This window comes from Dactylosporangium sp. NPDC051087 (assembly GCF_055586325.1).
Genome location: NZ_JBVJIJ010000016.1, coordinates 235,481 through 258,508, shown reverse-complemented (window position 1 = coordinate 258,508; position 23,028 = coordinate 235,481). Strand labels below are relative to the sequence as shown.

Sequence of the window (23,028 nt, the reverse complement as noted above, 5' to 3'; positions counted from 1 at the left end):
GGGTGTCTCCTTGGGCAGGGGGGAATGGCAGGGAGATGAGAGCAGAGGAGACATCGCGCCACAGCCACCCCCCCCCCCCCCCCCACCCCCCCCCCCCCCCCCCGGTCGCTATCCGGGGTCTCGTTCGTTGTACCGGCTGAGAGACACTCGCCCGGGTATGGGTGCCATGTGCCGGGTTTCAGCTTGCGGAGGGGTAGGCCGTGATCGTCGGAAGTCTGCTGCTGATCGTCGTGGCCGTGGGCCTGCTCGTGGTGGGCCTGCTGCAAGGCGCTGACGCCCTGCTGGTGGCGTCGATCGGGGCGAGCCTCCTCGCGGCGGTCGCGCTCATCGTCGGCGGGCGCCAGGCCGCCGCCGCCCGCTCGTCGCGCACCGCCGGTCGCACCGGCCGGCAGGTGCTGGCCGACGAGCGCTACGACCCGTTCGAGTCCCGCCTGGACGCCGACAGCGCGCGGGAGGCCCGCCAGCCCGTCGGCGCCGGCGCCAGGTCGGCCGGCGGCACCACGTACGGGCGCGGCGCCGGCACCGGGACCGGCGGGGCGACCAGGCAGCAGGGTGGCGGCACGCGCGGCGACGCCGGCCTCCCGCCGGTCGACGAGACCGCGATGACGGCGCCCGTGCGGGACGAGCCCGTCGTGCCGCAGCAGCCGCCCCTGCACGAGCACCCGCACGACTATCCGTCCGCTCCCGCGGGCGAGTGGTCCGTGGACGGCGAGGACTACGACGACGAGGACCCGGAGGACGAGCCGCCGATCCAGGCGTCGTCGGCCGCCGACATCGCCCGCGTCTCCACGATGACCGACGAGGTGCTCGTCATCGACGGCCGTCCCCGCTACCACGTGCGCGGCTGCGTGCACCTGCTCGGCCGGGAGAGCGAGCCGCTCGAGATCGGCGAGGCGGTCGAGCTCGGCTTCACCCCGTGCAGCGTTTGCGAGCCCAACGACGTGGTCCTGGCCGGCCGCGCCTGACGATTGCCGCGGCCGCGCGACCGACCGTGCGCGCGGCCCGGCGCGGAACCACCGGTCCGGACTATCGTCCTCGATCGGGTGAACCTTCACAATGAGACATGCCCACCATCGCGATCCGCGTCAAGCCGGGTGCCTCGCGCACCGCGGTCGGCGGTAACCACGCCGGCCCCTACGGCCCGGCGCTGATCGTGGCGGTCGGTGCCCGCCCGGTCGACGGCAAGGCCACCGAGGCCGCGCTCAAGGCCCTCGCCGACGCGCTGCGGCTGCGGCCGTCGGCGCTGCGGCTCAAGGCGGGCGCGGCCAGCCGGGACAAGCTCGTCGAGCTGCCCGACGGGCACGCCGAGCGGATCGCCGTCCTGATGGACCCCGCGCGGGTGGGCGGGCATTGAGCCACGAGTTCAACCTGGCACTGCTGATCGGTGCGGCGGTGCTGCTGGTCTGCGTGGGCGCGGTGCGCCTGTCCGTGCGCCTCGGCCTGCCCAGCCTCCTGGTGTATCTGCTGCTCGGCGTCGTCATCGGCGAGGCCGGCCTCGGCATCGACTTCGAGAACGCCGAGCTCACCCGGACCCTCGGCATCTGCGCCCTCGTGGTGATCATCGCCGAGGGTGGCCTGACGGCCCGCTGGTCGACCCTCCGCCCGGTCCTCGGCCCGGCGGTGGTCCTGTCGACGGCGGGCGTCGCGGTCAGCGTGGCCGTCGTCGGCGTGATCACCCACTACGCGCTCGGCGTCGGATGGCAGCAGTCGCTCCTGTACGGCGCGGTGCTCTCCTCGACCGACGCCGCCGCGGTGTTCTCCACGCTGCGCCGGATGCCGGTCCGGCCGAGGCTCGCGGCGATCCTGGAGGCCGAGTCCGGCATCAACGACGCCCCCGTGGTGATCCTCGTCGTGCTGCTGTCGCTGCCGGAGGGCATCACCGGCCCGTGGTGGGAGCAGCTGGGGCTGGTCGGCTACGAGCTGCTCGCCGGCGCGGTGATCGGGCTCGTCGTCGGGCTCGGCGGGGCGTGGGCGCTGCGCCGGGCCGCGCTGCCGTCCGCGGGCCTGTACCCGCTCGCCGCGGTCGGGCTGACCGTCCTGGCGTACGCGGTCGGCTCCGTCGCGCACGCGTCGGGCTTCCTCGCCGTGTACGTCACCGGCGTCGTCCTCGGCAACGCGCACCTGCCGCACCGCCGGGCCATGCTCGGCTTCGCCGACGGTCTCGCCTGGCTCGCCCAGATCGGCCTGTTCGTGCTGCTCGGCCTGCTCGCCTCGCCCCGCGAGCTCGGCTCGGCGGTGGTGCCGGCCCTGGTCGTCGGCCTGGTCCTGATCCTGCTCGCCCGGCCGCTGTCCGTGCTGGTCAGCGTCACCCCGTTCCGCTTCGGCTGGCGCGACCAGGCGTTCCTGTCCTGGGCCGGGCTGCGCGGCGCCGTCCCGGTCGTGCTCGCCACCATCCCGTTGTCCGCCGGGCTGCCGGGCGCGCAGAACCTCTTCAACGTCGTGTTCGTGCTGGTCGTGGTGTACACCGCGGTGCAAGGTGTCACCCTGCCGCCGGTCGCGAAGCGGCTCGGCGTCGCGGCACCCGGCGAGACGACCGACCTGCAGGTCGAGTCGGCGCCGCTGGAGCGGATGGGCGCGGATCTGCTGCAACTGGAGGTGCCGGCCGGCTCGAAGCTCAACGGCGTGCACGTGGACGAGCTACGATTGCCTGTCGGCGCGGTCGTGACGCTCGTGCTTCGCGACGGCGGCGCGTTCGTCCCGGCGCCCGAGACCCGGCTCAAGACCCGCGACAGCCTGCTGATCGTGGCGACCGAGCAGGTGCGGGAGGCGGCGGAGCGCAGGCTGCGAGCGGTGAGCAGACGTGGAAGACTCGCCCGCTGGTTTGCCGAACATGGCGAGGATCGGCGCCAATAACTGATCCAATTGGTCGGAATGCGTGTGGCATGTTTGTCGGACGCGTGTACATTCCGTATTCTTGCCAGCCACTGGAGTGCGCGACGGCGCGTCGCGCGCCCATTTTGCATCTGGGGGAGCCATGGCCGAGCGAGCGGGTGGCATGCCGAAAGGCACGTCCGCGAGCACCGCCGGGCAGCACAACGCCGCTGATGTGACGCGAGTGACCACTGTGACAACAGCACAGAAGCTCGGCACAACGCAAGCGGCGGCTCGGGGGAGCAGCACCACGTCGGCGCAGCGAAAGCGCGGCAACACTGGGAGCCTCGCGGACGACGCGGGCGGCTCAGGCATCACATCCAACACGTCGACGATCGCCGCTCGTGCGGCCAAGGGAGCCACGATGGCCAAGACCGCCGAACCGAAGACCGCAGCGGCCAAAGCCGCCGTCGCGAAGGCCCGTGGCACGCGCACCGCGGCGGAGACGGAGAAGATCCGTGTCGCGCTGATCGAGCGCCGCGACGAGCTCAAGGCGGAGCACGACCAGACCCTGGTCGAGATCGCCGAGCTCCAGCAGCACCGCCTCACCGACTCCGCGGGCGACGACCAGGCCGACACCGGCACCAAGACGTTCGAGCGCGAGCAGGAGATCACCCTCGCCAACAACATCCTGGAGCGGGTCAACCAGGTCGAGCGGGCCCTGGAGCGCCTCGACGAGGGCGGCTACGGGTGGTGTGAGAAGTGCGGCAACGCGATCCCGGTCGAGCGGCTGGCCGCGTTCCCGTCCGCTACGCTCTGCGTCACCTGTAAGCAGTTGGAGGAGCGACGCTGACCACCCAGAGCGACACGGGCGACACGGGCGCCACGGACGACACCACCACGACCACCCCCCGCGGCAGCCGGCGGAAGGCCTGGAGCCTCTTCGGCGCTGTCGCGGTCGTGGTGATCGGCATCGACCTCGCGGTCAAGGAGTGGACCACCTCCGTCATCGCGCACGGCGAGCCGGTCAAGCTGCTCGGCGGCCTGATCTACGTGATCTACGCGCGCAACAGCGGGGCCGCGTTCAGCATGTTCAGCGACCTGACGTGGGTCTTCCCGATCATCGCCGCGACGGTGATCACCTGGCTGGTCGTCATGATGCGCACGACCGTGTCGGTGCCGTGGGCGGTCGCGCTCGGCCTCGTCCTGGGCGGTGCCACGGGCAACCTCGGCGACCGGATCTTCCGGGCGCCGAAGCCGTTCCACGGCCACGTCGTGGACATGTTCAGCTTCCTGGACGACCACGCCGGGCACTTCCCGGTGTTCAACATCGCCGACTCCGCCCTCACCTGCGGGGTGGCCCTGGCGCTGCTGCTGGAGTTCACCGGGCGGTATCGCGACGGCACCCGTGCGGCGAAGGGCCAGCGGGCCGATTCGAGCCCGCTCGCCGAGTGGGGCAAGGGGCCCGGCCCGGACCGCGACAAGGACGCCGATGCGTGAGACCCGGTCGATGCCCGTCCCCGACGGGCTCGACGGCAGCCGCCTGGACCAGGCGCTCACGAGGTTGTTCGGCTTCAGCCGGACCGTCGCGGCCGCGCTGGTCGAGGCGGGCGACGTCGCCGTCGACGGGCTGGTGCGCTCGAAGTCGGACAAGGTCGCCGGCGGCGCCTGGCTCGAGGTGACGCTGCCGGCGCCGCCGTCGGAGGTGACCGTCGAGGCCATCCCGGTCGACGGCCTGCGCATCGTGCACAGCGACGACGACATCGTCGTGGTCGACAAGCCGGTCGGCGTCGCGGCGCACCCGAGCCCGGGCTGGACCGGCACGACCGTCATCGGCGGCCTCGCCGCGATGGGGATCACCGTCGCGACCAGCGGCGCCGCGGAGCGCCAGGGGGTCGTGCACCGCCTCGACGTCGGCACGACCGGGCTGATGGTCGTGGCGAAGAGCGAGCTGGCCTACAGCGCCCTCAAGCGGGCGTTCAAGGAGCGCGAGGTCGAGAAGCGCTACCACGCGGTCGTCCAGGGCCACCCGGACCCGCTGCGCGGCACGATCGACGCGCCGATCGACCGGCACCCCGGGCACGACTACAAGTTCGCGGTCGTCTCCGGCGGCCGGCCGAGCATCACGCACTACGACACGATCGAGGCGTTCCCGTCGGCGAGCCTGATCGACGTGAAGCTGGAGACCGGGCGGACCCACCAGATCCGGGTGCACTTCTCCGCGCTGCGGCACCCGTGCGTCGGCGACGTCACGTATGGCGCGGACCCGACGCTGTCGGCGCGGCTGAAGCTGTCCCGGCAGTGGCTGCACGCCCGGGAGCTCGGCTTCATCCACCCGCGCGAGGGTGAATACGTCTCGTTCGTGAGCGAGTATCCGGCGGATCTCGCCCAGGCCCTGGAGATCCTCGCCGCCTGAGCGGCTCCTCGTCGGGGGACGGCCGGGCGATCCGCAGGTGCTGCATCCGAGGGTGACGCCGCGTGCGTGGGCGGCTCCGGCCGTACCGGATGCGCAACCGGATATCGACGGACGTCGTGCTGCCGGTGGTGAGGGTGACCGGCGCCGTGCAAGTTGCCTGTGCGACGCTCGGAGGGCGATGAACTTCTTCCAACGGCTCGACCAGCGGCTGCTGCCCGCCGCCGGCGACGTCCTCGCCCGGCTCTTCCGTGGTGCGGTCCGGCTGCGCGCCTTCACCGCCGTGGTCGCCGTGGTCGCGGTCACGGCGACCCTGCTGGTCGTGCACGGCGCGCAGCGGCACCAGCGCAGCGACCCGTCCCTGGGCGACGTGCTGCGCGTCGGCGTCGACGAGGGCGGCTCGATCCCGGTGTACGTGCGCCGCGCCACCGACGAGCTCGCCGCCCTGACCGGTGAACAGTCGGTGTACGCGCTGGTCTCGTTCACCGCCTATCTCGGCCCCGACCGGCTGCCCCCGGTGCTGTCCGGCGTCGCGCTCAGCAGCGTCTTCGCCCGGGTGCCGCTGCCGGGCGCCCAGACGGAGCTGGTCCGCCTCGGGGCCTACGAGGTGCCCGCCGACGTCGTCAAGGCGATGGACGCGACCGCCGCCCGCAAGACCGAGGAGGCCGCGCACTACCGGCAGCTGCTGGACAAGGCCGCCAACCAGCCCGGCGACGTGCGGGCCGTCTACCTCGACGGGGCGATCATCGCGGACAAGGAGGCCACCGCGTACCGCGAGCACTGCTCGTGCGTCTACGCCGCGGTGGTCTACGCCGCGCCCGCCGGTCTGCGGGCCGTCGCCGCCCGTCCGGAGACCAGGGCCGTCGATCCCATCACCGACCTGCGCCGCCTCGACCGGACCGTGTTCCTGCCGCCGCTGCCGGAGCAGACGCAGGTCGCGGGCCCGATCGCGTCACCCGGTCCGTCCTGAGGCGATATCCCTTCGGCCTGTCGTGCAGTTGATGCAGGGGATGGGCGCGCAGGAGTGGTCCGAATAGTGTTCGGTCCGTAGCCTGGGGTACGGGTGGACTTCGGGTTGGCGCTGCGGTGCGGAGGGAGGGCCAGCGTGGCTGAGCGGGCCGATGCCAGGTGGGACAATTCGTCGGAGCCTCCCGCCCGTTGGCGCTCGCTGCTGGATCGGGCCCTGCTCGGCCGGTCAAGCCCGGGTGATCTGGATTACGACGGCAGGTTCGAGCGCCCCAGCGCCCCATATCCGCCCGCGCGGCCCTACGATGACGAGCCGATGCATCCCAACGGCGCCCGCCCCCTCACCGACCCCCCGCCACAGCGCCGGGTCGATCCTTATGACGCCCGCCGGGCCCCTCAGGGCCCCCAGGTGGAGTACCAGTCCCGCCCGGCCGACCCGACCGAGCAGATGGTGCAGGTCCTGCGCCAGGAGATCCCTTCGCCGAAGGTCCTCGCCTTCGCCAACCCGAAGGGCGGCGTCCACAAGACCACCGCGACCGTGCTGACCGCCGCGACCATCGGCAGCGTCCGTGGCAAGGGCGTCATCGCCTGGGACGACAACGAGCTGCGCGGCACCCTCGGCCTGCGCGCCGGCAGCGCCAGGCACGCCCGGACCATCCGGCACCTCATCGCCGACCTCGTCCGGGTGGAGAACGCCTCCGGCTACGACCTCTACGACCAGCTCGACGACTACCTGCGGCACGCGTCCGACGGGTCCTACGACGTGCTCGCCGGCGAGGAGAACCCGCGCTTCGCGCAGCGGCTCGACCCGCACACGGTGCGCCGCGTCCTGGAGCTGCTGCGCCGCACCCACGACGTGATCTGCGTCGACACCGGCAACAACGTGGAGAGCCCCAACTGGCAGACCGTCCTGCAGACCGCGGACCAGCTGGTCGTCACCAGCGTCCCGCGGGAGGACGCGGCGTTCACCGCCGACTGGATGCTCGACCTGCTCGACGAGGCCGGCATGGACGAGCTGGTCGCCAACGCGGTGACGCTGCTGTCGTGCCCGACGCCCAACCCGACGCCGCTCATCGACGACCTGGCCGGGCACTTCCGCACCCGGACCCGGTCCGTCGTCGTGGTCCCCTACGACCCGGCCCTGGAGAGCGGGTCCAACATCGAGTACACGATGCTGGCGCCGGCGACGAAGCGCGCGTGGCTGCGGGCGGCGGCCGTGATGATGGACCCCTACGCCCGCTGAAGCAGCTCCTCGATCGCCGCTTCGAACGTCGCGGTGTGCTGGTCGACCTGCGCCGCCGTGGTGGCCGGGGACATGAGGGCCATGTTGTGGAACGGGGTGAGCAGGATGCCCCGGTTCGCCAGGTACGCGTGCAGGTAGTCCTCCAGGTCGGCGTCGGCCCTCGCGGCGGACTCGGTGCCGTTGCGGGGCGCCGGGCTCGCGAACCGGTACTCGGCCCGCGCGCCCAGCCGCGTCACCGACCACGGCAGGCCGTAGGTGCCGATGACGTGCTGTACACCGGCGGCGAACCGGGTCGCCAGGGCCTCCATCTCCTCGAACGCCCCGTCGGTCAGGACGTGCTCCAGGGTGGCTCTGGCCGCGGCGATCGACAGGGCGTTGCCGGCGAGGGTGCCGCCGACGCCGCCCATGTCGACGAGATCCAGGTCCTGGTATTCGCCGACGCGCTCGGAGATCTCGGCTGACAGGCCGTACGCGGCGACGGGGATGCCGCCGCCGAACGCCTTGCCGATCGTGACGACGTCCGGCCGCAGCCCCCACCGTTTCGTGGCGCCGCCCGGGCCCGCCGAGAACGTGTGGGTCTCGTCGTTGACCAGATAGGTGCCGTACCGGCGGGTGAGCTCGCGGACGCCTTCGAGGTAGCCGGGCTCCGGCAGGACGATGCCGATGTTGGTCAGCGCGGGCTCCATGACGACGGCGGCGACGTCACCGTGGGCGAGCTCCCGTTCGAGGCCCTCCAGGTCGTTGTACTCGGCGACCCGGCTGGTCGTCGTGACGTCGCAGGGGGCGCCGACGTTGCCCTCCCTGCTCTTCTGGACGCCGTCCTCCAGCACGATCAGCGACTCGTCCACGGAGCCGTGGTAGCAGTAGCTGTTGAACAGGATCTTCGGCCGGCCGGTGATCGCGCGCAGCAGCCTGATCGCCCAGCGGTTGGCGTCGGTGGCGGTCAGCGCGAAGCTCCACTGGGTGACGCCGAAGCGCCGGGTCAGCTCCTCGCCGACCCACGCGGCGTCCGGGGTGGGGAGCATGGCGCACGCGCCGTCCCGGAACCGTTCCTGGACGGTGCGGGCGACCGGCTCCGGTGCGTGGCCCGCCATCGCCGCCGTGTCGCCGAGGCAGAAGTCGGTGTACTCGTGGCCGTCGACGTCGGTGAGCGTCGCGCCCCGGGCCGTGGCCAGGTACAGCGGGAAGCCGGCGGCATTCTTGTTCATCCAGGTCATCGGCACGCGGCCGAAGAGGTTCCTCGCCTTCGCGTACTCCTGCGCGGAGCGGGGGTTGCGGTCGGCGAACGCGGCACGCTCGCGGCGCAGCAGTGCGCCAAGACGCTCACGGTCGATCATGCACCGAAGTCTCGCAAAGTGTCGTACCCCGGGGATAGGTTCTGCGACGTGGGGTCGTTCGTACATCTGCACGTACACACCGAGTATTCGATGCTCGACGGTGCCGCCCGGCTCGGTCCGCTGTTCGGTTCGGCGGCCGCGCTCGGCCAGCCGGCGCTCGCCATGACCGACCACGGCAACATGTTCGGCGCCTATGACTTCCACCGGCAGGGGATCGCCGCCGGGGTCAAGCCGATCCTCGGCATCGAGGCCTATGTCACGCCCGGCACCCACCGCGGCGACCGCACCAGGGTCCGCTGGGCCGGCGGCGGCGAGGACGACGTCTCCGGCGGCGGTGCCTACACGCACCTGACCCTGCTCGCCGCCGACGCCACCGGGCTGCGCAACCTCTTCAGGCTGTCGTCCATGTCGAGCATCGAGGGGTATTTCTACAAGCCGCGCGCCGACCGTGAGCTGCTGCAGCGTTACAGCCAGGGCGTCATCGCCACGACCGGCTGCCCGTCGGGCGAGGTGCAGACCTGGCTGCGCATCGGCGACTTCGAGCGGGCCTGCGCCGCCGCCGGCGAGCTGCGCGACATCTTCGGCCCCGGCAACGTCTATCTGGAGCTGATGGACCACGGCCTCGGCATCGAGACCAGGATCCGGGCCGACCTGCTGCGGCTCGGCGAGCGGCTCGGGCTGACCCCGGTCGCCACCAACGACCTGCACTACACGCATCCCGAGGACGCCGACGCGCACGAGGCGCTGCTGTGCGTGCAGTCCGCCACGACCCTCGCCGACCCCAAGCGGTTCAAGTTCGACGCCCGCGACTTCTACCTGAAGACCGCCGAGGAGATGCGCCGGCTGTGGGACGCCGAGGTGCCCGGCGCCTGCGACGCCACGCTGGAGATCGCCGAGCGGATCGGGTCCTACGCCCCGGTCTTCGCCCACCGCGACCTGATGCCGCGCTTCCCGGTGCCCGACGGCGAGACCGAGGACTCGTGGCTGCGCGCCGAGGTGCTGCGCGGCCTGGCCCGGCGCTTCCCGGCCGGGGTGCCCGCCGAGCATGCCCGCCAGGCCGACTATGAGCTGTCCGTGATCGGCAGCATGGGCTATCCGGGCTACTTCCTGGTCGTCGCCGACCTCGTCGCGCACGCCCGGCGCAGCGGCATCCGCGTCGGCCCCGGCCGTGGCTCCGCCGCCGGCGCGCTGATCGCCTACGCCCTCGGGATCACCCAGCTCGACCCTCTCGAGCACGGGCTGCTCTTCGAGCGGTTCCTCAACCCCGAGCGGGTCAGCATGCCCGACATCGACATGGACTTCGACGAGCGCCGCCGCGGCGAGGTGATCCGCTATGCCACGGAGCGCTATGGCGACGACCGGGTGTCGCAGATCATCACCTATGGGACGATCAAGGCCAAGGCCGCGATCAAGGACTCGGCCCGGGTGCTCGGCCTGCCGTTCTCCGTCGGCGAGCGGATCACCAAGGTGGTGCCGCCGCCCGTGCTCGGCCGCGACATGCCGCTCAGCGGCGCGTTCGACCCCGCCCACCCGCGTTTCCAGGAGGCCGCCGAGCTGCGCCGGCTCTACGAGAGCGAGGCGGAGGTCCGCACCGTCGTCGACACCGCCCGCGGCCTCGAAGGGCTGAAGCGGCAGTGGGGCGTGCACGCCGCCGGCGTCATCCTGTCCCGCGAGCCGCTGGTCGACGTGCTGCCCATCCACCGCCGCGAGCAGGACGGCGCGATCATCACCCAGTGGGACATGGGCGCGTGCGAGGACATCGGCCTGCTCAAGATGGACCTCCTCGGCCTGCGCAACCTCACCATCCTCGACGACGCCCTCGACGCGATCCGGCAGAACCGGGGCGTCGACCTCGCCGTGGAGACCGTGCCGCTCGACGACGAGGCGACCTATGCGCTGCTGTCCCGCGGCGACACCATCGGCGTCTTCCAGTTCGACGGCGGCCCCGTCCGCGCCCTGCTGCGCTCCATGGCGCCCGACACGTTCGCCGACATCTCCGCCGTCGGCGCGCTCTACCGGCCCGGCCCGATGGGCGCCAACGCGCACAACGAATACGCCGACCGCAAGAACGGCCGCCGTCCCGTCACCCCGATCCACCCCGAGCTGGCCGAGCCCCTCGCCGACATCCTCGACGACACCTATGGCCTGATCGTCTACCAGGAGCAGGTCATGGCGATCGCGCAACGCGTCGCCGGCTACTCCCTCGGCGCCGCCGACCTGCTGCGCCGCGCCATGGGCAAGAAGAAGAAGGAGATCCTCGACCGGGAGTTCGCGCCGTTCTCCGCCGGGATGCGCGAGCGCGGCTATTCCGACGGCGCGGTCCGCACCCTGTGGGACCTGCTCGTGCCCTTCTCCGACTACGCGTTCAACAAGGCGCACAGCGCGGCCTACGGGCTCGTCGCCTACTGGACCGCCTATCTGAAGGCCAACTTTCCCGCGGAGTACATGAGCGGCCTGCTCACCTCGATCGGCGGCGACAAGGACCGTTCCGCGTTCTACCTCGCCGAGTGCCGGCGCATGGGCATCCGCGTCCTGCCGCCCGACGTCAACGCCTCCCAGGGCCGCTTCGCCGCCGTGGGCGCCGACATCCGCTTCGGCCTCAACGCCGTGCGCAACGTCGGGGCCGCGGCGGTCGCGGCGATCGTCCGCGCCCGGCCCTACGACGACTTCTACGACTTCCTCGCCAAGGTCGACCAGGTCGTGTGCAACAAGAAGACGATCGAGTCGCTCATCAAGGCGGGCGCCTTCGACTCCCTGGGACACACCCGCCGGGGCCTGCTCGCCGTCCACGCCGACGCGGTCGAGGCCGTCATGACCACCAAGCGCAAGGAGGCCATCGGCCAGTTCGACCTGTTCGGCGGCGCCGCGCTGGACGTGTCGCCACCGATCCCGGCGATCGAGTGGGACAGGGCGGAGCTGCTCGCCTTCGAGCGCGAGATGCTCGGCCTGTATGTCTCCGACCACCCGTTGCGCGGCATGGAGGCGGCGCTGCGGCGGGCCGCGGACCGGTCCGTCGCCACGCTCGCCGAGGAGGACACCGTCCCCGAGGGCACGACGGTCACCCTCGCCGGGATCCTGTCGGGCGTGCAGCGCCGGGTGACCCGGCAGGGCCGGCCGTGGGCGTCGGCGACGCTGGAGGACCTGGACGGCGCGGTCGAGGTCATGTTCTTCCCCAACACCTATGAGCAGGTCGGCGAGTATGTCGCCGAGGACGCCGTGGTGGCGGTCAAGGGGCGGGTGGACCGTCGCGAGGAGGCGCCGCGGGTGATGGTGAGCGACCTCGCGGCTCCTGATCTGGCCCAGCTCACCGCTTCGCCGTCTGCTGGTGCGCCGTCGGCCGACCCGCCTTCGGCTTCGGCTGGTCCGTCGTCTGCTGGTCCGGCGTCTGCTGGTCCGGCGTCGGCTGGTCCGGCGTCTGCTGGTCCGGCGTCGGCTGGTCCGGCGGTGGTGCCGCTGGTGCTGTCGCTGGCGCCGGAGCGGTGCACGACGCCGCTCGTGGGGCGGCTGCGGGAGCTCGTCGCCCGCCACCCCGGCGACACCGAGGTCCAGGTCGAGCTGGTCAACGGCACACAGCGGACCCTCCTGGCCATCGGCCCGCAGTGCGTGACGGTCTCCGCCCAGCTGCTCGCCGAGCTCACGACCCTCCTCGGCCCGTCCGCCGTGCCGCCCGCCGGCGCCCCGGTCGCCTTCCCCGGCGGACCCGTGCCGCGCGGCGGCACGGGTCTCGGCACGGCTCCGGCGCCTGGCAGGATGGGATGGTGAGCATCGCCCCGATCGAGCCGATCGACCAGCCGGAGCTGCCCAAGTCGTCCCCGCCGCGGAGCAGGTCACTCGGGCAGGAGGCACAGTTCGGCCTGGTCGTCGCGGTGGCCGTGGCCGCCCTCGGCGCGCCGCTCGGCCTGATCTGGTCCTGGATCGCGCCGAAGGTCGAGCTCGTCCAGACGCAGTATGGGCCCTATCCCATCGAAGGCGAGCCCGAGGGCTACTTCGCCGACGACGGCTGGTTCATGATCATCGGTGCTGCCGCCGGCGTCCTGCTCGCGGTCACCGCCTGGTTCGTCCTGCGCCGCTACCGCGGCCCGTTCGTCCTGGCCGGCCTCGTCATCGGCTCCGCGGCCGGCGCGGCCCTCGCCGCCTGGCTCGGCAACAAGATCGGCTACGCCCACTACCTCGACCTCGTCGAGCACGCCCCCGTCGACACCCACATCTTCCGGCCCGCCAAGGTCCGCGCCGGGGAGGCCGGCCTCCTGTACGGCGTGATCCCCTGGGTCAAGGGCTCCCTCCTCATCCAGGCCGTCGCCGCCGCCGTGGTCTACACCTGCCTGGCCGGCTTCCACACCTCCCCGACCCTCACCTGGGACACGGATCCCTACGCCCCGGGCGACCAGTTCCACCCCGTCCACCCATACGACCCAGCCCATGGCTACCCGCAGTCCGGCTACGCCCTGCCCGCGTACGGGCCTCCTCCCGCTGACGGCCAGCCCACCTACGGGCCTCCTCCCGCTGACGGCCAGCCCACCTACGGCCCGCCCTCCGCGTGGCCCGGACCGGCCCAGCCCGCCGACGGCCACCCTGCCCACGGCACTCCGGCGTCGGGTCCACCCCTTGACGGCCAGCAGTCCTACGGACCTCCGGCGTGGCCCGTCGCAGGGCAGCCCACCGACGGCCAAGCGGCCTCGGTTCGGCCTGGCGACGGCTGGTCGGCGTCCGGCGCGACGGGCAGCGGCGAGGTGTCGCCCGGCCCTCCCGCGAACGGTCACGCCCACGGCGAGCCGGCCCCGCTCGACCTCCGCAAGCCCCCGCCGGGTCCGGCTGACGCGGGCTGACCGGCTGGTCTTCCCGGGTCCGTTCCCGTCCGCGGTGGTCCGGGTCTGGTCGGCCTCTGCGGTCGCTGTCTGTCGCGGCCGGTGCGGCTGAAACGGTCACGCCCACGGCGAGCCGGCCCCGCTCGACCTCCGGTCAGCCCCCGTCGGGTCCGGCCGACGCGGGCTGACCAGCTGGTCTTCCCGGGTCCGTTCACGTCCGCGGTGGTCCGGGTCCGGTCGGCCTCCGCGGTCGCTGTCTGCCACCGCCGGAGCCGGTCGGCGGGTGCTCCCGCTCGTCGAGGACGTCGACCACTCGACGGACGGCGGCCTGCTCGGTGGACCCATTGCCCTCCGCGATCGGCGCAGGCTGACCGGCCGGTGCTCTCACGACGGCTCAGGTTCGGCGAGCCGCCCCTGCGCGAGCCGCCCGGCCATGCCTACGCGGCCGCTGGTCCTCCGGAGATCGGCCCGACTCCTCCGCCCGCCGTCCCCTGCCCGCCCGGTACATCCGGACGATGCGCTCGGCGTCGGACCTTCCGGCGGTCCCGGGCGGCGGCCTGCGCTTCGCGGACGGACCGGTGCCTGCGACGGCTGTGGTCAGTTGGGGCTGGAGGGCACCGCCAGGTCCGACAGGGCGACCGGCACCGCGCGCACCTGGCCGAGCAGGGCCGCCTCGCGGCGGAGCAGGGCGCGCTCGGCCTTCAGGCGGCTGGTCGTGTCGGGCTCGGCGAGCAGCGACTGCCGGTCCTCCAGGGTCAGTGACGCCGTCGCCGCGACCAGGTGCGACAGGACCGTCGGGTCGTCGGGCAGCTGCTCGCCGTCGCCGTCCTCGTCGCTGCGGACCGCCTTCAGGTACTGCTGGAACGCCGCGAGCACGCCCGCCGCCAGCTCCTCCTCGCGGTCGGGCTCACCCTTCGGCTCGGGGAGCCATTCGACCTCGCCGGTGAGGTAGGGCGCGTCGTTGCGGGCGAGGCGGAGGAGCCGGAAGCGGCGGCGGCCGACGGTCATGAGGTCGAAGCGGCCGTCGGGGAGCTCGGTCATCTGCCGGATCTCGGCCGCGCAGCCGACCTCGTACAGCGAGAGCGCCTCGCCGGCGGTGATCGACGCGTCGGCGGTCTCGCCGGACTCGCCGTCGACCCGGCCGACCTCCCAGCCGCGGCGGATGGCGATCACGCCGAACTCGCGGGGGAGGTTGGCCGGCAGTTCGGCGAGGTGCTGGACGAGCGTGCGGTAGCGCGGCTCGAACACGTGCAGGGGCAGGACCAGCCCCGGGAACAGCACCGTGCCGAGGGGGAACAGCGGCAGGAGGGTCCGCTCGGGTTCGTTCGCTTCCTCCACGGGCGAAGCCTAGCCGAGCGGACCGGCCAGGTTCACCGCAGCGCGGCGAAGAATTCGCGGATGTCGCTGACGAGGAGGTCGGTGGCCTCGTGCGCGGCGTAGTGGCCGCCCGCGTCGCGCCCTCCGGTGAGGGGGCTGCCGGTGTCGTACGAGTGCCAGCTCACGATCCGGGAGTGGTCGCGCTCGGCGAAGGGACGGATCGACTGGAAGTCCCCGGAGAACATGGCGAGGCCGGTCGGCACGGTCGTGGGACCGCTGGGCTGCTCGTCGGCGTGCGCGTCCTCGTAGTAGAAGCGCATCGCCGACGCCGCGGTGCCGGTGAACCAGTGGACGGCGACGTTGGCGAGGATGAAGTCGGGGTCGAGGGAGGTGCCGAAGAGCTGCGCGTTCCAGGCGAGCAGGCCGACGGGTGAGTCGGCGAGCGCGAACGCCAGGGTCTGCGGCTGCTGGCTGTGCAGGATGTTGAACGACATGAGGTTGTCGTGGAACCACTGCAGCTTCGCCAGCGCCGCGTGCCCGGCCTCGTCGAGGGCGGCGAACTCGGCCGGGTCGCCGCCGGGGAACGAGAAGAGCTGGGTGACGTGCACGCCGACGACCCGGTCCGGGGCGTTGCGGCCCTGCTCCGGGGCGATCATCGAGCCGGCGTCATTGCCGACGGCGCCGAAGCGGTCGTAGCCGAGGCGGGCCATCAGCTCGTTCCAGGCGCGGGCGGTGCGGTGCCGGTTCCAGCCGCGGCTGCGGGTCGGGCCGGAGAAGCCGAAGCCGGGCAGTGACGGGATGACCAGGTGGAAGTCCTGCGACAGGGGTTCGATGACGTCGAGGTACTCGACGATCGAGCCGGGCCAGCCGTGGGTGAGGATCAGCGGCAGCGCGTCCTCGCGGGGCGAGCGGACGTGCAGGAAGTGGATGTCCTCGCCGTCGATCTCGGTGACGAACTGCGGGTGCCGGTTGATCCGGGCCTCGACGGCGCGCCAGTCGAAGCGCTCCAGCCAGTGCTCGGTCAGCGCCCGGATCCGGTCGGCGGGCACGCCGTAGCTGTCGCCGACGCCGGGCAGCTCGTCGGGCCAGTGCGCCGCGTGGAGCCGGGCGTGCAGGTCGTCGATCGCGGTCTGCGGGATTTCCACGGTGTACGAGCGGATCACAGCGCTACTCCTCAGAACGGAATGCTTTGTTCCGTTCGAACATAGCAGACCGGAACGATCCGTTCCAGTCCTGGGGTACAGTGGCGGCATGACGACGAACCTGTCCGGCCGGCGGGTGCAGGCGGCCCGCAACGACGGAGCGATCCTCGCCGCGGCGCGAGACGTGTTCCTGGAGGACCCGAAGGCCCCGATCGCCGCGGTCGCCGAGCGCGCCGGGGTCGGGATCAGCGCCTTGTATCGGCGGTACAAGGGCAAGGACGACCTGCTGCGCACCCTGTGCCACGACGGCCTGCGCACCTTCATCGCCGAGGCGGAGGGCGCCGGCGAGGAGCCCGACGGGTGGGCGGCGCTGATCCGCTTCCTCGGCGGCGTGGTGGAGGCCGACGTGCACTCGCTCACCGTGCACCTGGCGGGCACCTTCACCCCGACGCCCGAGATGAGCGCCGACGCGATGCGGGCCGGTGCCCTCGCCGGCGGCCTCGTGGCGAGGGCGCACGAGGACGGCGGGCTGCGGCCGGACTTCGTGGTGGCGGACGTCACGCTGATCCTCGAGGCGTGCGCGGCGATCCGGCTGCCGGACCGCGACCGCACCACCGAGCTGCGCCGTCGTCATCTGGCCCTGATGCTGGACGGCATGCGGCGCCACGACGCCGGTGCGCTGCCCGGCCCGCCACCGGACGCGGCCGAGCTGAACTGGCGCTGGGCGCAATCCCGACAGCCCGCACAGCGGGACGCGACCGAATAATTGTCGGGGGTTCCGCCTAGACTCCCAAGGGTGCTGAACCGGATCGACCTGCGCGGCTCCACCACGGATCCGCGCCGTCTGCTGCCCCGTGCCGCCCTTGATGTCTCCGTCGCCACCGAGCAGGTGCGCCCGATCGTCGAGGCGATCCGCGAGCATGGGGCGAGCGCGGTCCGCGACGCCACCCGCCGCCTCGACGGGGTGGAGCTGACGGACCTGCGGGTGCCCGCCGCGGCGATCGCCGCCGCCGAGGCCGGCCTCGACCCGGCGGTCCGCGCCGCGCTGCTCGAGTCGATCGCCCGGGCCCGCAAGGTCCACGGCGACCAGCGGCGCGCCGAGGTGACGACGCGGCTGAGCGCCGGCGGCACGGTGACCCAGCGGTGGATCCCGGTCCGCCGGGTCGGGCTCTACGTGCCCGGCGGCCTCGCCGTCTATCCGTCGAGCGTGATCATGAATGTGGTGCCGGCGCAGGTCGCGGGCGTGCCGTCGATCGCGGTCACCAGCCCGCCGCAGAAGGACACCGGCCTGCCCAATGTCAACATCCTGGCCGCGTGCGCGCTGCTCGGCGTCGACGAGGTCTATGCCGTCGGCGGCGCCCAGGCGGTCGCCATGTTCGGCTACGGCGACCAGGAGGGCTGCGAGCCGGTCGACATGATCACCGGCCCGGGCAACATCTGGGTCACCGCCGCCAAGCGCATGCTGCGCGGCACCGTCGGCATCGACGCCGAGGCCGGGCCGACCGAGATCGCGATCCTCGCCGACGACACCGCCGACCCGCGCCACGTCGCCGCCGACCTGATCAGCCAGGCCGAGCACGACCCTCTGGCGGCGAGCGTGCTCGTCACGCCGTCCCTGGAGCTCGTCGAGGCCGTCGAGGCGGAGATCGCCAAGCAGGTCGCGGCGACCAAGCACCTGCAGCGGGTCACCGAGGCGCTCACCGGCACCCAGTCCGCGACGGTCATCGTCGACGACCTGGAGCAGGGTCTGAAAGTCGTCGACGCCTATGGCGCCGAGCACCTGGAGATCCAGACCCGCGACGCGCGGGCCGTCGCCGAGCGGGTCTGGAATGCCGGCGCCGTCTTCGTCGGCGCCTGGTCGCCGGTGTCGCTCGGTGACTACTGCGCCGGTTCCAACCACGTGCTGCCGACCGGTGGCTGCGCCCGGCACTCCTCGGGCCTGTCGACGCAGACGTTCCTGCGCGGCGTGCAGCTGATCGAATACGGGCGCGACGCCCTCGCCGAGGTCGCCGACCACGTGGTCACCCTGTCCGAGGCCGAGGACCTGCCGGCGCACGGCGCCGCGGTGAAGGTGAGGTTCGCCCAGTGACCGGCCTCGACGACCTGCCGCTCCGCGACGAGCTGCGCGGTCTCACCCCCTATGGCGCGCCGCAGCTCGACGTCGCCGTCCGGCTCAACACCAACGAGAATTCCTATCCGGTGCCCGAGGCCGCGGTCGCGGAGATGGAGAAGGCGCTCTCCGCGGTCCTGCGCGACCTCAACCGCTATCCCGACCGCGACGCGGTCGCGCTGCGCACCGACCTCGCCACCTATCTCCAGCACGGCCTCACCTGGCGCAACGTGTGGGCGGCCAACGGCTCCAACGAGATCCAGCAGCAGCTGCTGCAGACCTTCGGCGGGCCCGGCCGCACCGTGCTCGGCTTCACCCCGTCCTATTCGATGCACCCGCTGCTCGCCGCCGGCACCGGCACCGCCTGGGTCGACGGGCTGCGCGACAGCGACTTCACGCTGACCGCCGAGCACGCCGTCGCCAAGGTCCGCGAGCACCGGCCCGACATCGTCATCCTCTGCTCGCCCAACAACCCGACCGGCACCGCGCTGCCGCTCGACGTGGTGCGCGCCGTCGCGGCCGCCGCCGACGGGATGGTGCTCGTCGACGAGGCCTATGCCGAGTTCGCGCGGCCCGGCACGCCGTTCGCGCTGTCGCTGCTCGCCGACTTCCCGCGGCTGGTCGTGACCCGCACGATGAGCAAGGCGTTCGCGCTGGCCGGCGGGCGGGTCGGCTATCTCGCGGCCGGCGAGGCCGTGGTCGACGCGGTGCAGCTGGTGCGCCTGCCCTATCACCTGTCGGCGCTGACCCAGGCCGCCGCGCGGGCCGCGCTCGCGCACACCGACGCGCTGCTGTCGACCGTCGACGCGGTCAAGACCCAGCGCGACCGCATCGTCACCACGCTGCGCGGCTGGGGCCTGCGGGTCGCCGACAGCGACGCCAACTTCGTGCTGTTCGGCGCGCCCCGCGACGACAGCAGGGGGACCTGGCAGGCGCTGCTCGACCGCGGGGTGCTGATCCGCGACGTCGGCGTCCCCGGCTGGCTGCGGGTCACCGCCGGCACGCCCGAGGAGACCGACGCTTTCCTGAATGCACTGGAGGAGTTGCTGTGAGTCGCACCGCCAAGATCGAGCGGGTCACCAAGGAGACCAAGGTCTCCGTGGAGCTCGACCTCGACGGCACCGGGGTCGGCGAGATCTCGACCGGCGTGGGCTTCTACGACCACATGCTCAACCAGATCGCCAAGCACGGCGGCTTCGACCTGCGGGTGCAGACCGTCGGCGACCTCGAGATCGACGCGCACCACACCGTCGAGGACACCGCGCTCGCGCTCGGCGCCGCGTTCGCCGAGGCGCTCGGCGACAAGGCCGGCGTCACCCGCTACGGCAACGCCCAGGTCCCGCTCGACGAGGTGCTCGCCTCCGCCGTCGTCGACCTGTCCGGCCGGCCCTACATGGTGCACGACGAGCCGGCCAACATCGCTCCGCACATCGGCGGCAACTACCCGACCAGCCTGACCCGCCACATCTGGGAGTCGTTCGCCCACTCGGCCCGGGTCACGCTGCACGTCAGCATCCTGCGCGCCGGCCGGCACGGCGCCCAGCCCGACGCGCACCACATCGTCGAGGCCCAGTTCAAGGCGGTCGCCCGGGCGCTGCGCCAGGCGTGCGCCCTCGACCCGCGCAACGCCGGCGTGGTGCCCAGCACCAAGGGCGCCCTGTGAGCATCCTGCTGCTCGGGCTCGCCGGGATCCTGGTCGGTGGCGCGCTGTCGCTGCGGCAGCAGAGCAAGTCCAAGGTGCCGTTCGTGATCACGCTGCTGCTCGCCGCCGTGGCCGCGGCCGGCGGACTGCTCTGGCTGTAGAGGGGGACGGCATGAAGAAGGTGGTCATCCTCGACTACGGCTCGGGCAACCTGCGCTCCGCCGAGCGGGCCGTCGCCAGGGTCGGCGCCGACGTCGAGGTCACGTCCGACCTCGGCAAGGCCGCCCGCGCCGACGGGCTCGTCGTGCCCGGCGTCGGGGCCTATGCGGCCTGCATGGCCGGCATCGACGAGCTCGGCGCCGGACCCACGATCGCCGAGCGGGTCAGGGTCGGCGCGCCGGTCCTCGGCATCTGCGTCGGCATGCAGGTCCTCTTCGACGAGGGCGAGGAGCACGGCGTCGTCACCAAGGGCCTCGGGCTCGCCCCCGGCGCGGTGACCGTCCTGCACGCCCCGGTCGTGCCCCACATGGGGTGGAACACGGTGGACTGGCCCGCCGGCACCGTCCTCGGCGCGGGCCTGCCCGACGACACCCGGTTCTACTTCGTGCACTCCTATGCGCCCACCCCCGTCGAGGCCCAGCGGGCCGCCGGCATCAAGGTCGCGACGACGGTGCACGGTGCGCCGTTCGTTGCCGCGTTCGAGTCCGACGTCCTGCGCGCGACCCAGTTCCACCCGGAGAAGTCCGGCGACGCGGGCGCGACGCTGCTGTCCAACTGGCTCGGCAGCCTTGTCTAAGGAACGCGCCCGGCGGCGGGCGGTGCTGGAGGCCGAGCGGGCCGAGCGCCTGCTCAAGGCCGAGCGGCGCCGCCAGCGGCGGATCGCGGTGCGCAAGCTGGTCCCGAAGGTGAAGGTCGGCAGGACCGGTAAGCTTTTCGCACGTCGCTCCCGGGGTCAGCGCTCCGTCATCGTCCTGCTCGTCCTGCTGGCGCTCACGATGATCTGGGTGTTCGTCGACACCGTCGCGGCCCGGATCGGGCTCAGCGCCCTCGTCGTCGTCGCCGCCCCGGCGCTCACCGTGCTCGTCCTCGACCGCCGCCTCTGACCATCGTCCCGACCACCGCCGACGGTTCGCTCCGCCGGTTCGCCTGCCCGCTGCCCCGGCCGCTTCGTTCGACCGACGTCCCGGCCGTCCGCTCCACCCGCTGCCTCTGACTGTTTCGCTCCACGGACTGTTTCGCTCCACGGACTGTTTCGCTCCACGGACTGTTTCGCTCCACGGACTGTTTCGCTCGACCCGCTGCCAGCGACTGATTTGCTCCACCCGCTGCCTCTGACCGTTTGCTTCGCCCGCTGCCTCTGACCGTCGACGTCGATCGCCGAACCTGACAGAAGGATCTCCAACCATGGCCCTGCAGCTCCTGCCCGCCGTCGACGTCGCCGACGGCCAGGCGGTCCGTCTCGTCCAGGGCGCCGCCGGCAGTGAAACGACGTATGGTGACCCGCTCGAGGCCGCCCTCGCCTGGCAGCGGCAGGGTGCCGAGTGGATCCACCTCGTCGACCTCGACGCCGCGTTCGGCCGGGGCTCCAACGCCGAGCTGCTCGCCGACGTGGTGCGCCGCCTCGACGTGCAGGTCGAGCTGTCCGGCGGCATCCGCGACGAGGCGTCGCTGCGGGCGGCGCTGTCCACCGGCGCGACCCGGGTCAACCTCGGCACCGCCGCCCTGGAGAACCCGGACTGGTGCGACCACGTCTGCGCCACCTACGGCGACCAGGTCGCGGTCGGCCTCGACGTCCGCGGCCACCAGCTCGCCGCGCGCGGCTGGACCAAGGAGGGCGGCGACCTGTTCGAGGTGCTCGACCGGCTCGAGAAGGCCGGCTGCGCCCGGTATGTCGTCACCGACGTCATGCGCGACGGCACCCTCACCGGCCCCAACCTGACCCTCCTGCTGGAGGTCACCGGCCGCACCAAGAAGCCGGTCATCGCCAGCGGCGGCGTCTCCAAGCTCGACGACCTGCGCCAGCTCGCCGCGCTCGAGCCCGCCGGCGTCGAGGGCGTCATCGTCGGCAAGGCGCTGTACGCGGGCGCCTTCGACGTCACCGAGGCCCTCGAGGTCCTGGCCGAGCAGCCGGCATGAGCGCACCGCAGCCCGGCTCGGGCACGGCACCGGAGGAGGTGGCGGCATGAGCGTCGCGGTGCGGGTCATCCCGTGTCTTGACGTCGACGCCGGTCGCGTCGTCAAAGGCGTCAACTTCGTCAACCTCCGCGACGCCGGCGACCCCGTCGAGCTCGGCGCGGCGTATGACGCCGCCGGCGCCGACGAGCTCGTCTTCCTCGACGTGACCGCCTCGTCGGACGGCCGGTCCACGATGCTCGACGTGGTCCGCCGCACCGCCGAGACGGTCTTCATCCCGCTCACCGTCGGCGGCGGCGTCCGGGCCGTCACCGACGTCGACACCCTCCTGCGCGCCGGCGCGGACAAGGTCGGCGTCAACACGGCCGCGATCGCCCGGCCCGAGCTCATCGCCGAGATCGCCGAACGCTTCGGCAACCAGGTGCTGACGCTGTCGCTGGACGTACGCCGGGCGGCCACCCAACCGAGCGGCTTCGAGGTCACCACCCACGGCGGCCGCCGCGGCGCGGGCCTCGACGCCGTCGAGTGGGCCGCCCGGGTCGCCGACCTCGGCGCCGGCGAGATCCTGCTCAACTCGATGGACGCCGACGGCACGAAGGACGGCTTCGACCTGGAGCTCATCAGGGCCGTCCGCGCGGTCGTGTCGATCCCGGTCATCGCCAGCGGCGGCGCCGGCGCCCTCGAGCACTTCGCCCCCGCGGTGGACTCGGGCGCCGACGCGGTCCTCGCCGCCAGCGTCTTCCACTTCGGCGACCTCTCCATCGGCGACGTGAAGACCTCGCTCCGGGAGGCGGGCCACCCGATCCGCTGACCCGTTACCGCTCTCGACGTCCCGCGTCCGCTCATGTACGAGACGCGCCACCGACGCGGGCAGGAACCTGGCGGGCGCGGCGCACGTGGGATCCGGTTGCGCCGCCTGTCCCGGCGGGCGGGAGGTTGGGCGTCGGAGGACCGGCCCGACGCTGTGCGGGCCGGCTTCCGGGCGCCGGTGAGGGCATCGTCCGGGCTGCCGCGCCGGCGGTGTGCTCCGCGCCGGGCACCGCGGCCCGCCTGAGCTGCGGGGGTTGGTGAGGCCGGCCTGCCGGCCTCATGGAGCCGCGGTGAGTGTT

General features: G+C 72.7%; 21 protein-coding genes and 1 pseudogene. 19 read left to right on the top strand and 3 right to left on the bottom strand.

What is annotated here, in order from left to right:
- Window positions 1-200: 200 nt before the first annotated feature.
- The 8 genes and pseudogenes from ACZ6TV_RS29990 to ACZ6TV_RS29955 form a co-directional block, all read left to right on the top strand.
- Complete coding sequence (locus ACZ6TV_RS29990; protein WP_465300676.1) at window positions 201-965, top strand: hypothetical protein; 765 nt, start codon at window positions 201-203, stop codon at window positions 963-965.
- A gap of 98 nt (window positions 966-1,063) precedes the next feature.
- On the top strand, window positions 1,064-1,354 hold the full coding sequence (locus tag ACZ6TV_RS29985; protein WP_465300633.1) for a DUF167 domain-containing protein: 291 nt from the start codon (window positions 1,064-1,066) through the stop codon (window positions 1,352-1,354).
- Window positions 1,351-2,853 carry a potassium/proton antiporter gene (locus ACZ6TV_RS29980; protein ID WP_465300632.1) on the top strand — a complete coding sequence of 501 codons (1,503 nt, stop codon included), beginning with the start codon at window positions 1,351-1,353 and terminating at the stop codon, window positions 2,851-2,853. Before ACZ6TV_RS29985 ends, ACZ6TV_RS29980 begins: the two co-directional genes overlap by 4 nt.
- Before the next feature lie 382 nt (window positions 2,854-3,235).
- Window positions 3,236-3,664, top strand: a complete 429-nt coding sequence (locus ACZ6TV_RS29975; protein ID WP_354786233.1) for a TraR/DksA family transcriptional regulator — start codon at window positions 3,236-3,238, stop codon at window positions 3,662-3,664.
- Entirely contained in the window at window positions 3,661-4,311 is a 651-nt protein-coding gene (lspA, locus tag ACZ6TV_RS29970; RefSeq protein WP_465300672.1) for a signal peptidase II, read from the top strand. Before ACZ6TV_RS29975 ends, lspA begins: the two co-directional genes overlap by 4 nt.
- The gene (locus ACZ6TV_RS29965) at window positions 4,304-5,227 is read left to right on the top strand and encodes an RluA family pseudouridine synthase (protein ID WP_465300631.1); all 924 of its coding nucleotides are present in this window, start codon (window positions 4,304-4,306) and stop codon (window positions 5,225-5,227) included. The genes lspA and ACZ6TV_RS29965 overlap by 8 nt, the downstream gene beginning before the upstream one ends.
- Before the next feature lie 178 nt (window positions 5,228-5,405).
- Window positions 5,406-6,194 carry a hypothetical protein gene (locus ACZ6TV_RS29960; RefSeq protein ID WP_465300630.1) on the top strand — a complete coding sequence of 263 codons (789 nt, stop codon included), beginning with the start codon at window positions 5,406-5,408 and terminating at the stop codon, window positions 6,192-6,194.
- Between the two features lie 447 nt (window positions 6,195-6,641).
- Window positions 6,642-7,433 (top strand): annotated as a pseudogene (locus ACZ6TV_RS29955) (MinD/ParA family ATP-binding protein); the annotation flags it as partial.
- Here the strand turns inward: ACZ6TV_RS29955 and ACZ6TV_RS29950 are convergent.
- The gene (locus ACZ6TV_RS29950; RefSeq protein WP_465300629.1) at window positions 7,421-8,770 is read right to left on the bottom strand and encodes a transaminase; all 1,350 of its coding nucleotides are present in this window, start codon (window positions 8,768-8,770) and stop codon (window positions 7,421-7,423) included. The pseudogene ACZ6TV_RS29955 and the gene ACZ6TV_RS29950 overlap by 13 nt on opposite strands.
- Before the next feature lie 48 nt (window positions 8,771-8,818).
- Here ACZ6TV_RS29950 and dnaE point away from each other — a divergent pair, with 48 nt between their 5' ends.
- Window positions 8,819-12,532 carry a DNA polymerase III subunit alpha gene (dnaE, locus tag ACZ6TV_RS29945; protein WP_465300628.1) on the top strand — a complete coding sequence of 1,238 codons (3,714 nt, stop codon included), beginning with the start codon at window positions 8,819-8,821 and terminating at the stop codon, window positions 12,530-12,532.
- A complete protein-coding gene (locus ACZ6TV_RS29940; protein WP_465300627.1) occupies window positions 12,529-13,596 on the top strand; it encodes a DUF2567 domain-containing protein in 1,068 nt (355 codons plus the stop codon). The genes dnaE and ACZ6TV_RS29940 overlap by 4 nt, the downstream gene beginning before the upstream one ends.
- A gap of 576 nt (window positions 13,597-14,172) precedes the next feature.
- On the opposite strand, the gene ACZ6TV_RS29935 is transcribed toward ACZ6TV_RS29940, so the two are convergent.
- Together ACZ6TV_RS29935 and ACZ6TV_RS29930 are read right to left on the bottom strand one after the other, a co-directional pair.
- Entirely contained in the window at window positions 14,173-14,913 is a 741-nt protein-coding gene (locus ACZ6TV_RS29935; protein WP_465300626.1) for an LON peptidase substrate-binding domain-containing protein, read from the bottom strand.
- Between the two features lie 32 nt (window positions 14,914-14,945).
- On the bottom strand, window positions 14,946-16,052 hold the full coding sequence (locus tag ACZ6TV_RS29930) for an epoxide hydrolase family protein (RefSeq protein WP_465300671.1): 1,107 nt from the start codon (window positions 16,050-16,052) through the stop codon (window positions 14,946-14,948).
- A 91-nt stretch (window positions 16,053-16,143) separates the two neighbouring features.
- On the opposite strand from ACZ6TV_RS29930, the gene ACZ6TV_RS29925 reads away from it, so the two are divergent.
- From ACZ6TV_RS29925 to hisF, 9 genes are all read left to right on the top strand, one after another.
- Complete coding sequence (locus tag ACZ6TV_RS29925) at window positions 16,144-16,800, top strand: TetR/AcrR family transcriptional regulator (RefSeq protein ID WP_465300625.1); 657 nt, start codon at window positions 16,144-16,146, stop codon at window positions 16,798-16,800.
- Between the two features lie 30 nt (window positions 16,801-16,830).
- Window positions 16,831-18,123: a histidinol dehydrogenase gene (gene hisD / locus ACZ6TV_RS29920; RefSeq protein WP_465300624.1), complete on the top strand. Its 1,293-nt coding sequence runs from the start codon at window positions 16,831-16,833 to the stop codon at window positions 18,121-18,123.
- Window positions 18,120-19,196: a histidinol-phosphate transaminase gene (locus tag ACZ6TV_RS29915; RefSeq protein ID WP_465300623.1), complete on the top strand. Its 1,077-nt coding sequence runs from the start codon at window positions 18,120-18,122 to the stop codon at window positions 19,194-19,196. Before hisD ends, ACZ6TV_RS29915 begins: the two co-directional genes overlap by 4 nt.
- The gene (hisB, locus tag ACZ6TV_RS29910) at window positions 19,193-19,807 is read left to right on the top strand and encodes an imidazoleglycerol-phosphate dehydratase HisB (RefSeq protein WP_380116613.1); all 615 of its coding nucleotides are present in this window, start codon (window positions 19,193-19,195) and stop codon (window positions 19,805-19,807) included. The genes ACZ6TV_RS29915 and hisB overlap by 4 nt, the downstream gene beginning before the upstream one ends.
- Window positions 19,804-19,947, top strand: a complete 144-nt coding sequence (locus ACZ6TV_RS29905) for a hypothetical protein (RefSeq protein WP_465300622.1) — start codon at window positions 19,804-19,806, stop codon at window positions 19,945-19,947. The genes hisB and ACZ6TV_RS29905 overlap by 4 nt, the downstream gene beginning before the upstream one ends.
- An 11-nt stretch (window positions 19,948-19,958) precedes the next feature.
- Window positions 19,959-20,582 (top strand): imidazole glycerol phosphate synthase subunit HisH, encoded by a 624-nt coding sequence (gene hisH / locus ACZ6TV_RS29900; protein WP_465300621.1) that lies wholly within the window; start codon window positions 19,959-19,961, stop codon window positions 20,580-20,582.
- On the top strand, window positions 20,575-20,889 hold the full coding sequence (locus ACZ6TV_RS29895; RefSeq protein ID WP_465300620.1) for a hypothetical protein: 315 nt from the start codon (window positions 20,575-20,577) through the stop codon (window positions 20,887-20,889). Before hisH ends, ACZ6TV_RS29895 begins: the two co-directional genes overlap by 8 nt.
- Before the next feature lie 301 nt (window positions 20,890-21,190).
- Entirely contained in the window at window positions 21,191-21,922 is a 732-nt protein-coding gene (priA, locus tag ACZ6TV_RS29890; protein WP_465300619.1) for a bifunctional 1-(5-phosphoribosyl)-5-((5-phosphoribosylamino)methylideneamino)imidazole-4-carboxamide isomerase/phosphoribosylanthranilate isomerase PriA, read from the top strand.
- Window positions 21,923-21,968: 46 nt separating this feature from the next.
- On the top strand, window positions 21,969-22,730 hold the full coding sequence (gene hisF, locus ACZ6TV_RS29885) for an imidazole glycerol phosphate synthase subunit HisF (RefSeq protein WP_465300618.1): 762 nt from the start codon (window positions 21,969-21,971) through the stop codon (window positions 22,728-22,730).
- The last annotated feature ends 298 nt before the right edge of the window (window positions 22,731-23,028 follow it).